Here is an 11,102-nt window from a genome sequence, read left to right as displayed (position 1 = left end):
TTTAGCCATGAATTGGTTTACGATACATTTTGATCATCGTTTGAAAGATCACTTGTAAAAGAAGCGGCAACTTACACAAAATAATAAACAGTCTCATATTTTGCGCCTTATGCCTCTGCCGGCCTAAAAGAGCTCGCGCCTTTTCTGTAGCCTGTAAATCTACGTCTAGGCCTAAAGCAGCGGCATGCTTTAAGCATATGCTCAGACGATTTAGAGCTTTGCTGGCTGTCTCTGCTTTGTCATGCCAGATAGGCAACAACACATCGCGTATATCCTTCTGGTCGATGTCAGAAACGGGCATATTCCCAAGTTTCGGCAGAACATGAATGGCTAAAGGGCTAAACCAGCGCCCTGCCTTCCCGTCCTCCCTCAAGGAAGCCTTTCTGCTTTCGAAGGCATCAAGGGCTATATCCTTGAGAAAATGTAGATTACGGAGTGATTCTCTTTTCATCCGCTCTCTTTCCTTGATCGGGTCAATATTCTCACGAACCATTGCCCTATATCGATCAGCGGCTTCACGTGCCTCTTTCAGTGATACTGTTGCAAGAGCACCAAGCCCCATCTCCCTACGTCGACCATGAACCGTTACCCGCAACACCCACTGCGCTCCACCATCTCCTCTTTTATGAAGCCATAAGCCTCCGCCATCTGAATATTTACCAGCGGGAGAGTTCTTCACTGCAAGTGCGTTCAACTTGTTCAGTTTGCGGCTCAATTCCTATCCACCCCTCAATCCACCTTTTATTATGCGATAGTATGAGGGTGTATGATAGAGCATGATCATGAACGAAACAAGAACTAGCCAGTATTATATGGGATGTGATAGCGGGTGATAACTTATGATTTATCCTGATATTTCAATGGGGTGCCCTCCGCCCGCACCATTCAAATCCTCTCATCACATAAAATTTCCTCAAAAGCTTTTATATAGCTTGTGTGCCCCTTGTCTTATCATTGTGCGTGGCTAATCTTTGTCCTTAAAAATCAAGGATAAGCTGATGAGTTTGGAATCTGTAAAAGCCTTTTTCGCTAAAAATGCACCTGATTTGAAGGTCATTGAACTGGAAACCAGTACGGCAACTGTTCCGCTGGCCGCAGAAGCCCACGGCGTTGAGCCTGGGCAAATTGCAAAAACCTTATCGTTCAAAGTCAAAGACGATGCGGTTCTGATTGTAACACGCGGCGATGCCCGTATTGATAATCGTAAATTCAAAGATCAGTTTGCCACCAAACCGCGCATGCTGGACGCAGGAAGCGTCATAGAACTGACCGGCCATCCAGTTGGTGGCGTCTGCCCTTTCGGCCTTGCCAGCGATATGGCTATATATTGCGATATTTCACTCAAAGCCTATGAGGAAGTTGTGCCTGCGGCTGGCTCTATTAATAGTGCCGTGCGGGTTAATACAGAACGCTTGGCAGCGCTGACAAACGCCCAATGGATCGATGTTTGTCAATAAACAAGCATTTTAAAAATTCCGGTGAACATATTGATATTGCTTCACCGGCCGGTTCCGGCTATATTAAACATTCCTTAATTTATCATATTTTTGCGAAATGAAATTGCAATTCTTAATATTGCATTTTATATATGTTAAGAACAATTCTAAACTAACTTGAATTATGTTTGCTAACAAGCAACATACGACAAGTTCAAATTTCGGCTCCTTGCCAGCTTATGTGCAGCAGGAGTGTATCTGTTAAAACCTTCCCGCGCGGAAAGGATCTCGTATGCGACTGACCCGTCAGACCAATTATGCAATTCGGATGCTTATGTATTGCGCAGCCAATGAAGGGCAGCTAAGCCGCGTACCGGAAATTGCCAGAGCTTATTCGGTTTCAGAGCTTTTTCTGTTTAAAATTCTGCAACCGCTGGTTCAGAATAAAATGATCGAAACCGTGCGCGGCCGAAATGGTGGCATCAGACTTGGTAAAGCCGCCCATGAAATCACAGTATTTGATGTGGTGCATGTAACGGAAGAAAATTTTGCCATGGCAGAATGCTTCGAAAACGACGCCACGGAATGCCCGCTGGTTGACAGCTGCGCCCTCAACTCCGCTCTGCGTGAAGCGCTCGGCGCCTTCTTTACCGTTCTTTCGCAATATACAATTGCGGATCTGGTCAAAGCGCGCCCGAATGTGCGCATGCTGCTGGGACTTGATGAAATGATTGAAGCGCGCGCCGCTTCGGCAAGCTGATTCAAATAATAATGAGCGGCATTAAATGCCGCTCACATCCTCAAGTGACCCGTGAGGCAAAATAAAGGGCACATCCGGTGGCGGCACCATGCCAACGCATAAGTTGCAGCCATAAATCCGCGAGAGACGCTTGCCGGTCAACATTGTACGCGGCGCACCTGCCCCATCCAATTTTCCGCTTTGCATAATAATGATCTGATCTGCGAACATCGCTGTCAAATTCAGATCATGCAGGATAGCGACAACACCGCCGCCGTCTGATGCAAATTTACGTGCAATATTCATCACCATAATTTGGTGGCGAATATCCAGACTGGAAATAGGCTCATCCAGGAACAAATAACGCGGACGACCATCAATGACAGGTTTCCATACCTGACACAGTACCCGTGCCAGCTGTACACGCTGCTGCTCCCCACCCGATAACTCCTGATAAAGACGACCGCTAAAGCCTTCTAAATCAACCATTTTCAAGGCGAGGTCAGGTAACATCTCCTGCTCTTGCGCCGAAACACCACTGAAACCACCCGTCAGCCCCAGACGTACGATTTCACGCACACTAAAGGGAAAAGACAGGCTTGTGGCTTGTGGCAGCACGGCGCGGCGCTCAGCCATTTGCCATGGCTTGAAAGAGCGGAAATTAGCGCCATCCAGTAAGGCTTCGCCGCCATAACTGACATCACCGCATAATGCGCGCATCAATGTGGTTTTGCCTGAACCGTTAGGGCCGACAATAACGTTTACTTGACGCGGATAGGCTTTAAAGCTCACATCCTCAATAATGGTCTTACCTGAAATTGTAACCGACAGATCCCGAACTTCGATCATAATACCCTCTTACAAATCCAGCAGATTACGACGGCGCAGCAAAATCCACAGGAAGAATGGTGCACCAAAAGTGGCAGTCACGATACCGATCGGCAATTCTGCCGGAGCGACAATCGTACGGCTGAACGCATCGGCCAAAAGCAGAAGAGTTGCGCCAAGCAAAGCCGAGCACGGCAGTAAATAACGGTGATCGGGGCCAATCGATAAACGTAAAATATGTGGCACAACAATACCAACAAAACCAATACCGCCACTCACTGCAACAGAAGCGCCAACGGCTGCTGCCACACTGACAATCGCGATATTTTTAACACGCTGTACATTAACGCCCAGATGATTGGCCGATGCTTCGCCTAAGGCCAGCGCGTTGAGACCACGCGCCAGAAACGGCACCACAATAAGCACCACCAAGATGATCGGGCCTGCCGAAATAATTTTACCCCAAGTGGCACCCGCCAATGAGCCAAGCCCCCAAAAGGTCATATCGCGCAATTGGCGATCATCGGCAATATAAGTCAAAAGTCCTGTTAAAGCGCCGGCCAAAGCACCAAGCGCAATACCGGCCAAAAGCATGGTGGCAACCGATGTTCGCCCTTGTCTGGTCGCAACGCGGTAAAGTACTAGTGTTGTTAACAGCCCGCCACCAAATGCAGCCAATGGCAGCGTTAAAAGACCGAGCATTGTTGTGATTGGTGCCAGTATGGTGCCCCCCAACACAATGATGGAAATAGCACCAAGACCGGCACCCGAAGAAACACCGACAAGACCGGGATCAGCCAACGGATTGCGGAAAAGCCCCTGCATGACAGCGCCGGAGACCGCCAAAGCAGCGCCGATCAACATGCCCAACACAATACGCGGCAAACGAATATCAACGATGATCAAACGGTCGCGCTGTGAAAGCACATCGCCATCCGCACCAGAACAGAGTGAACGGATCAAATTCCACAGTGAAGCGTCAGAGGCGCCAGCTGTCAGGCTGAACAGCGCCGTTGTAATGAGAGCGATTGCCAATACAAAAATAGACAATCTGGCAATATGGCTGCGATCTCCATCCTGCTTGTTCCGTATTACAGGCAAATGGGTGCTGTAAACGGCGTCTTGCGATGTCATAATTTACATCCCTGATATTCTTCAGCACTTACTTTTAAAGTGCTGGATCATTGAAGCAGCAAGGCTGCGTACAAAACTTCTGAAGGCTCTTTGTTGTTTGATTTAAAAACCACAGAGAGCCTTCGGATATAATTTAAAAAACTGTTCAGTTTTTCTTTTCCGGATAAAGCGCTTCTGTTAGCTCTCGCACGGCTTTGCCGGTGCGCGGGCCAAAGCCGAGCAAATATAATCCGTCCATCTGAACAATGCTTTTTGTTTTGGCAGCAGGCGTCGAAACAATCGCCGGATGCGATAGAATATCAGCCGCACGCGCCATATGATCACCGGAGCCGGTCATCATCAAAATCAGGTCAGGCGCAAGTTTATCAATTGCTTCATCGGTCATTTGCTTGTAGCCGGCAAAACTATCAATGACATTGATACCACCAGCCATTTTAATGACATTATCCGCTGCCGTTCCTGTACCGGATGCCTGAAGGCGCCCGTTTTGAACCGACAGGATAAACAAGACGCGCTTAGGCTCTTTGATCGATTGTGCCAGCTCTTCAGACTTCTTGATGTCTGCATCAACCGATGCCACAAGTGCTTCGGCCTTTTCACTGACACCAAGCACTTTGCCGACAATTCTGATTTTCTCAAGCACACCTTCATGGCTCATGCCATCCGGCACCATAACCACCGGAACTGATGCTTTTTTCAAAACTTCAATTGTTTCCGGCGGCCCACTGCCTTCCAGCATCAAAATTGCGCTCGGATTGATCGACAGCACACCTTCCGGAGACAATTGGCGCATATAGCCAACTTCAACAAGCTTGGCAGCGGCTGGGGGATAAGTGCCGGTCATGTCGCGGCCAATCAGCCTGCCCTCTTCGCCCAGCGCATAAACAATCTCGGTCAGCGAGCCACCAACTGATAACAGGCGGGAGGTGTCTTTTAAAGTTTCAACGGTAGCTGATGTCACCGGCTCATTATCTGCCGCCATGGCAGATGCCATGGAAACGGGTGCAAGCACAGCCAATGACAATGTGGCAACCACACCGGCCAATAAACCCTGCCGCGTTTTGTGCAGCAGGGCATTGGATGAACAAATGGATAAGAAATTCATACGTGCTATCATCTGTTTTAAGCAGCTACGGATCGCGGAAGACGCAGCAAAGATTCCACGAGTTCACGCCAGTCAGCACGCTCTGCTGTTCCTTCATGACGCTCACCAAAAAACTGGATAAACAGCTCACCATTTGCGTCAAAAACTTCCAGCGATGTCACATGACCATCTTTGGTTGGCTTACGCACTGCCCAGACTTCACTGATGCGATCAGTGCGCAAATGAAGATGGAATGTCGGATCCATCACATTGAGCCAAGGCCCCATCATTTTAATGCCGGTGATTGCACCGGTATGGATTTGAATACAGCCGCGATTGCCGACAAAACACATGATTGGCAGCGACGTCTTTCCCGCCTGCTCCATCATTGATTGGACAGAACCGGTATCAAGCGGCCATGCAAAGCTTTCGCCTGCCAGCTCAACAGCCTGTTTGCGATCAATATTAAAATCACGCAACAAGCCGATAAACTGATGCACGTCGGTCAATTCTGACCAACGGCTGCGGAAAGCCTCGCTATCAACTTCCGCCGTCACAGCGGTTTCAGCCTTAGCTTTTGGCGCAACAGCGTGAAACTCGGATGACTGGTTATCGCTCGCAAGGTTTTTAAGCAATTCTGCATAAGCATCGAGATTTGACGCTTCACGCAAATGCACTTTATGCACTGCCTCTCCCGAAGCATTGAAAAATTGCAGGCTGCGGCGCACGCTATCGCCATCATGTTTTTCAACTGCAAAAGCTTCCGCCCATTGCGACGGGAAAATACGCAGATCAATCTGCTTGCCCAGCACCATTGCCGCATGTTTGCCGGGCACAGTCTTTTCATAAGGGCCGATTTTCTCATGCACGGCGCTTTCATTGCGGGTCAGCGCCATCACTTCACCAACTGCACTGATGCCGCCTAAAAAAGCTTCCACATCCGCACGCACACGCTGCACTTTCAGGGCATCATCATCAGCGCCAATATAGGCTGACAGATAATCTGCCTCCGAAATTTCAAGCTTCTGTGCGAAGTCGCGTTCACGCATTTTCGGATTTTCTTGGCGTGCCTGACGAATTGCTTCCGGTGATGGTTTGGTCGATAGTGTCATAGTTCTGCTATACCTATTTATTAAGAATTAACTTGCCCTGGCGCGTTATTTTCAAGCGGTACACAGAGCCGGCATGCTTAATAACCACCTCTTTAGCCCCCTCGAAAAGCTCACTGCTACCGTAGGTTTTAAGGTTCAGTTCTTCTGCTTGCGCAGCCACTAAAACCTCACCATCTGGCTGCGATTGCTGCATCGCATCCTCATTCGCCAATTGCTGCATTGGCCATCGTTCTGATGTCTTTGCCGGAGGCCACTGCACCTCCAAATCAATATCAACGCGCCGGTTCATTACTCTGTTCGTTTCCATTCGCCTGTGAAAATATGCTCCCACATTCTTGACACAAACTATCATGTTTTATAGAAAGCGCAATACAAGACTTAATTAGTCAAGTTTAAAAACAACAATCCACCAGCCAGTGAGATTCAATTCACAAGCCAGCGGAACATGCTTTCAATTTTCTCAGGAGAAGTAGAAATGTCGCGAAAGACTGGCGGATATCACTCACGTTTTATGGCAGGAACAGCCCTCACTCTGGTTCTGATCGCAAGCTCATCAGCTTTCGCGCAGGAACAAGCTGCAAAGCCGGATGAGACTGAAGTCAATTTGAAAACAATCGTTGTGCGTAAAGCCGAGCCGAATGCACCAAGCTCAACAACCGATCAGGTAAGTCGTGTCTCACGCACCACTATGGATCGTTTCGGCGGTAAAAAAATTGATGACACATTACGCAATGTTCCAGGTGTTTTCACCCGTATCAACGGCTCGCAGCCCGGCGTTGCCGTCAATATTCGCGGCTTTGAAGGCTCCGGCCGCGTCAATATGATGGTGGATGGCGTGCGCCAAAACTTCCGCTTTACCGGCCATGAGGCGCAAGGCTTTACTTATGTTGACCCCAATTTGCTGGCTAATATCGATGTAACGCGTGGCGCTACAACCGGCACAGGCGGCAGCGGCCTTGCAGGTAGCGTCAATTTCCGCACCCTTGGCGTCAGTGATATTGTTGAAGAAGGCAAACAATGGGGCGTGCTTGGTCGCGCATCATGGGGCAGCAACGGTGTTGGCTTCTCCGAAATGCTGGCTGGTGGTGCACGCATTGATGCAATGGGCATTGCCGCAGCTATCAGCCGTCGCGATTCCCGTTCATATAAAAACGGTGATAATACCCGTCAGCCTAACACAGGTCAGGAAATGACATCCGGCCTGTTTAAAACTGAGTTTGGCTTTGGTGAAGATCAGCACCTGACATTAGGCGGCGTCTTTTATAAAAACGATTTTGCTGCGAACTCTTATGATCAAACCCTTAAAAACAATACTTTAACCGCTAATTACAGCTACAATCCCGGCGATAATGATCTTATCGATCTGCGTGTCAACGCACATTATAACGAAACCAGCATGCGTTATAACAAGGGGTTAAATTCTTATGCCACATCAGTTGGTCGCGAAATAACAGATAAAGGTTTTGGTTTTGATGTCTCCAATACATCAAATTTTGCCATCAATGATGTTAATATAAGCTGGCAAAACGGTGTAGAATATTTCAGCGATAAAATCAGTGGCTTTAAGGCTGGCACCAACCCAACCAACGGGCGCAGCAGCTCCGGCGCCCTCTTCTCTGAAGCAAAGTTTTCTTATGGATTGGCCGATCTGACAACTGGCCTGCGTTACAACTTCTTCAAATTAGATGGCGATGCCAATGATGGAAGCCAACTGGTAGACAGATCCATTAATGCGCTTGCACCGAAAGTGACATTGGCCATCAATGTAACGGACTGGTTGCAGCCATATGTAACCTACTCCCATTCAATGCGTGCGCCTACTTTGCAGGAAACAATGCTGGGCGGAACCGCCCATGGTGGCGGCATGTTACCTAATCCCTATCTGGAGCCGGAAAAACAGCGTGGCTGGGAAGTCGGGTTCAATCTGGCTCAAAATGATATTTTCCTGACAAGTGACCGCTTGAGCATGAAAGCAAACTACTATGACATGACAGTTGAAAACTACATCGTGTCACAATGTACCGCCAACTTCAGAGCCTGCCAATTTGCCAATATTGCCGGCAATACAAGTGTTCGCGGCTTTGAGCTTGAAGCTAACTATGATGCGGGATTCACTTTTGCCGGTATTGGTTACTCACATACAAAAACAGATATGCCACGGCAAATGCCGGGTTTTGGTGCAAGCCAATATCTTCCGGATGATATTTTCACACTCACCGCAGGCGCGCGCTTTTTGGAAGACAAACTCACTGCCGGTGCGCGTTACAACTATGTTTCACGGGGCAAAAACGCGACCTATACAGGCACAGACAGATCAGACTCCTACGCCCTGGTTGATGTGTTTGCCAATTATAAGTTCACTGAAAATGTTGATCTGACACTCAAGGTCAATAACGTCTTTAACAAAACTTATAAACCAGCACTCAGTACCTCTGGTGATGGTCAGGGACGTAGTTTCATGGTGGCAACGCAGTTTAAATTCTAACGCACCTGAAATCGTTTTGAAATTAAAATGGCGCAGACATTCTCTGCGCCATTATTTTATAATGCATATTCTTCTTCCGATGAATTTTCATTAAAAATTAGATTAAGATATTAACATAACATATTAATTTTAAACAATTTTATTTATACTGCCGCAAGCAGAAATAGCGAAACTGAAATCGCGCTTGACTATTTCTTAAAAAGAGAACATTTATAGAACAAATATAAATGTTAACACTCCGCTATTCTCTTTTTTGCGTGTTTTGCGCCACGCCTTTGCTTGTCTGGAATTAACCGCCCATGCGTAAACCTGAAACGATTGAACGCCTCTATCTCGACTTTGATGGCTTTTTTGCCAGTGTGGAGCAGCAATGCGACAAACGCCTGCGCGACCGCCCGATTGGCGTCGTTCCCTTTGCCGGAACCGACAGAACTGCCGTGATTGCCTGCTCCAAGGAAGCAAAGGCACGCGGCGTTAAGAACATCATGAAAATTCAAGACGCTAAGAAAATTTGTCCAGACCTTATTCTGGTGCCACAAAAGCCTGAGCTTTATCGCCGTGCCCATAATGCGCTACTTTGTGAAATTGAAACAATCATCTCAATCGATGCCGCTAAAAGCATTGATGAACTGACCTGTATTCTTGATGACAGCGGCAGACGTGATCCCGAATTGCTGAGTTCACGCATCAAATCCCATATCCGGCAGATGATCGGGCCTTACATCACCTGCTCAATTGGTTTTGCTGCTAATCGCCACTTAGCAAAAATGGCATGCAAAGCGGGAAAGGATGCTACCAAAAGAACCGGAAACTATGGCAATGGCTTAGCAATATGGCACCCACACGAACTAACTGATCATCTTTTTCAGGTGCAGTTGGAGGATGTTCCGGCTGTCGGACGCAATATGGCCAAGCGCCTCTACAAACATAATATTTACACGACCGAAGCACTTTACAATTTACAGCCCAAACATATGCGGCGCATCTGGAACAGCGTCACCGGTGAGCGGCTTTGGTATGCTTTGCATGGTTATGACATTCAGGCTCAACCGCAAAAACGGGGCATGTTCGGCCATGGCCGTGTTCTGCCGCCCGAAGCGCGGACAATTCATGGTGCCTATGAAATTTCACGACTTCTGCTCACTAAGGCTGCCCGCCGTCTGAGACGGGAAAACTACTATGCCGACGGACTTTCTCTTTGGCTTTCCATCAGAGATGGCTCTAGTTTTCATAATATGCGACTTGCCACCGTCAATGATGATCAGGCTACTCTTACTGCCCTCAGGCAGCTTTGGGATAAAGTGATCAAAGAATACCCACGCGGACTTACTATATTTCGTGTCAGTGTAACGCTTTATGATTTAAGCCCTGCCAATGCACGACAGATTGATCTGTTGAATAATGACGATACCACACGGCAAAAATGGGAGAAAGCCAGCACTGCCATTGATGATTTAAACAGCCGTTATTCCAAAACCATTGTGAGCCTAGGAGAATGGAAGCCACCGGCAGGCGGGCATGTTGGCGGTAAAATCAGCTATGTCCGCATTCCTTCCCCTGAAGACTTCTGGTGACATAAATGGCGTCCCCACCCGGAAACTGGAAAACCCGCTATAAAGCCAGCGATCTTGCCGACCATCAAAGATTAGAAATGACCTGCAAGAAATGTAACCGCCTTGTTTATATCAGCAAAGCAATGATCAGCTCAATTAGAGGGCACGAGCAATTATATTTGGACGAAGTTGAACGACGCGCGCGCTGCAAAGCTCAAAACTGCCGCGGCACCATGCGCATGGCGATGGTGCGCCTTGATGAACTCAGCGGTTTTGTTGGCGGGATCGCATAATAAAGCTGCGCACCTTATGGATTAGAGAATTGCGCACATATAAAAAGTCTCACAAAAGTGAGGCCTTAAACATAAAAATATAGATTTTAAGTTTTAGATTTAACATTACGCTGGCCGGCTGAATAAACAACAATAAAATCTGCAATCACACCATAACCAAACCATTTAAATGGCGGCAGATCAGCATCCTCACGACGGATAGCCTTCACAGCAATAGTGCCCAGACGTGCTTCAACTCCAGCTTGCCCGCTGTTTCTGGCAGCTTCAATCAGCTTAAGAGAAACAACCCATTCACGCTCCGTATATTTATCATAGGCCATAAAACCAAAGCCCACAATGGCAGCTGAATAGATGGAGTGGTTGCCGCCCTACCCAAGCGACAATTTTTGTTTGAAGATTGTTGCGTTCAATCTACTCGATAGGAAGGATGGCAGACAT

The 11,102-nt window shown here is 47.8% G+C and carries 11 protein-coding genes and 1 pseudogene; 5 read left to right on the top strand and 7 right to left on the bottom strand.

The window, feature by feature from the left end; translation table 11 throughout:
• Positions 1-94: 94 nt before the first annotated feature.
• Positions 95-715, bottom strand: a pseudogene (locus FHS77_RS14965) (tyrosine-type recombinase/integrase); the annotation flags it as partial.
• A 283-nt stretch (positions 716-998) separates the two neighbouring features.
• On the opposite strand from FHS77_RS14965, the gene FHS77_RS14960 reads away from it, so the two are divergent.
• Together FHS77_RS14960 and rirA are read left to right on the top strand one after the other, a co-directional pair.
• On the top strand, positions 999-1,457 hold the full coding sequence (locus FHS77_RS14960) for a YbaK/EbsC family protein (RefSeq protein WP_184224734.1): 459 nt from the start codon (positions 999-1,001) through the stop codon (positions 1,455-1,457).
• Between the two features lie 271 nt (positions 1,458-1,728).
• A complete protein-coding gene (rirA, locus tag FHS77_RS14955) occupies positions 1,729-2,196 on the top strand; it encodes an iron-responsive transcriptional regulator RirA (RefSeq protein ID WP_184224733.1) in 468 nt (155 codons plus the stop codon).
• A gap of 21 nt (positions 2,197-2,217) precedes the next feature.
• Here rirA and FHS77_RS14950 read toward each other — a convergent pair whose 3' ends face one another.
• The 5 genes from FHS77_RS14950 to hemP all read right to left on the bottom strand — a co-directional run bounded on the left by FHS77_RS14950 (position 2,218) and on the right by hemP (position 6,622).
• Positions 2,218-3,024, bottom strand: coding sequence for a heme ABC transporter ATP-binding protein (locus FHS77_RS14950; protein ID WP_184224732.1), 807 nt, complete (start codon positions 3,022-3,024; stop codon positions 2,218-2,220).
• A 9-nt stretch (positions 3,025-3,033) separates the two neighbouring features.
• Positions 3,034-4,137 carry a FecCD family ABC transporter permease gene (locus FHS77_RS14945; RefSeq protein ID WP_184224731.1) on the bottom strand — a complete coding sequence of 368 codons (1,104 nt, stop codon included), beginning with the start codon at positions 4,135-4,137 and terminating at the stop codon, positions 3,034-3,036.
• Positions 4,138-4,282: 145 nt separating this feature from the next.
• Entirely contained in the window at positions 4,283-5,242 is a 960-nt protein-coding gene (locus FHS77_RS14940; RefSeq protein WP_184224730.1) for a heme/hemin ABC transporter substrate-binding protein, read from the bottom strand.
• 17 nt (positions 5,243-5,259) lie between these two features.
• Positions 5,260-6,333, bottom strand: a complete 1,074-nt coding sequence (locus FHS77_RS14935) for a hemin-degrading factor (protein WP_184224729.1) — start codon at positions 6,331-6,333, stop codon at positions 5,260-5,262.
• Between the two features lie 13 nt (positions 6,334-6,346).
• Positions 6,347-6,622 (bottom strand): hemin uptake protein HemP, encoded by a 276-nt coding sequence (gene hemP / locus FHS77_RS14930; protein WP_184224728.1) that lies wholly within the window; start codon positions 6,620-6,622, stop codon positions 6,347-6,349.
• Between the two features lie 186 nt (positions 6,623-6,808).
• Here hemP and FHS77_RS14925 point away from each other — a divergent pair, with 186 nt between their 5' ends.
• From FHS77_RS14925 to FHS77_RS14915, 3 genes are all read left to right on the top strand, one after another.
• The gene (locus FHS77_RS14925) at positions 6,809-8,818 is read left to right on the top strand and encodes a TonB-dependent receptor domain-containing protein (protein ID WP_246431368.1); all 2,010 of its coding nucleotides are present in this window, start codon (positions 6,809-6,811) and stop codon (positions 8,816-8,818) included.
• Between the two features lie 299 nt (positions 8,819-9,117).
• Entirely contained in the window at positions 9,118-10,392 is a 1,275-nt protein-coding gene (locus FHS77_RS14920) for a Y-family DNA polymerase (RefSeq protein WP_184224726.1), read from the top strand.
• Positions 10,393-10,397: 5 nt separating this feature from the next.
• Complete coding sequence (locus tag FHS77_RS14915; protein WP_184224725.1) at positions 10,398-10,664, top strand: hypothetical protein; 267 nt, start codon at positions 10,398-10,400, stop codon at positions 10,662-10,664.
• A gap of 86 nt (positions 10,665-10,750) precedes the next feature.
• Here the strand turns inward: FHS77_RS14915 and FHS77_RS14910 are convergent, their stop codons facing one another.
• Complete coding sequence (locus tag FHS77_RS14910) at positions 10,751-10,984, bottom strand: hypothetical protein (protein WP_210307162.1); 234 nt, start codon at positions 10,982-10,984, stop codon at positions 10,751-10,753.
• Positions 10,985-11,102 lie beyond the last annotated feature (118 nt).

The sequence above is a fragment of the Paenochrobactrum gallinarii genome (assembly GCF_014205685.1).
Lineage (GTDB): Bacteria > Pseudomonadota > Alphaproteobacteria > Rhizobiales > Rhizobiaceae > Paenochrobactrum > Paenochrobactrum gallinarii.
This window is presented reverse-complemented; position numbering and strand designations above follow the sequence as displayed.

Coding starts and splice junctions, on each gene's coding strand:
- FHS77_RS14945 (WP_184224731.1), bottom strand. CDS start 4,137: ATGACATCGCAAGACGCCGTTTACAGCACCCATTTGCCTGTAATACGG.
- FHS77_RS14960 (WP_184224734.1), top strand. CDS start 999: ATGAGTTTGGAATCTGTAAAAGCCTTTTTCGCTAAAAATGCACCTGAT.
- FHS77_RS14950 (WP_184224732.1), bottom strand. CDS start 3,024: ATGATCGAAGTTCGGGATCTGTCGGTTACAATTTCAGGTAAGACCATT.
- FHS77_RS14925 (WP_246431368.1), top strand. CDS start 6,809: ATGTCGCGAAAGACTGGCGGATATCACTCACGTTTTATGGCAGGAACA.
- FHS77_RS14940 (WP_184224730.1), bottom strand. CDS start 5,242: ATGAATTTCTTATCCATTTGTTCATCCAATGCCCTGCTGCACAAAACG.
- FHS77_RS14920 (WP_184224726.1), top strand. CDS start 9,118: ATGCGTAAACCTGAAACGATTGAACGCCTCTATCTCGACTTTGATGGC.
- FHS77_RS14935 (WP_184224729.1), bottom strand. CDS start 6,333: ATGACACTATCGACCAAACCATCACCGGAAGCAATTCGTCAGGCACGC.
- FHS77_RS14915 (WP_184224725.1), top strand. CDS start 10,398: ATGGCGTCCCCACCCGGAAACTGGAAAACCCGCTATAAAGCCAGCGAT.
- FHS77_RS14910 (WP_210307162.1), bottom strand. CDS start 10,984: ATGGCCTATGATAAATATACGGAGCGTGAATGGGTTGTTTCTCTTAAG.
- hemP (WP_184224728.1), bottom strand. CDS start 6,622: ATGAACCGGCGCGTTGATATTGATTTGGAGGTGCAGTGGCCTCCGGCA.
- rirA (WP_184224733.1), top strand. CDS start 1,729: ATGCGACTGACCCGTCAGACCAATTATGCAATTCGGATGCTTATGTAT.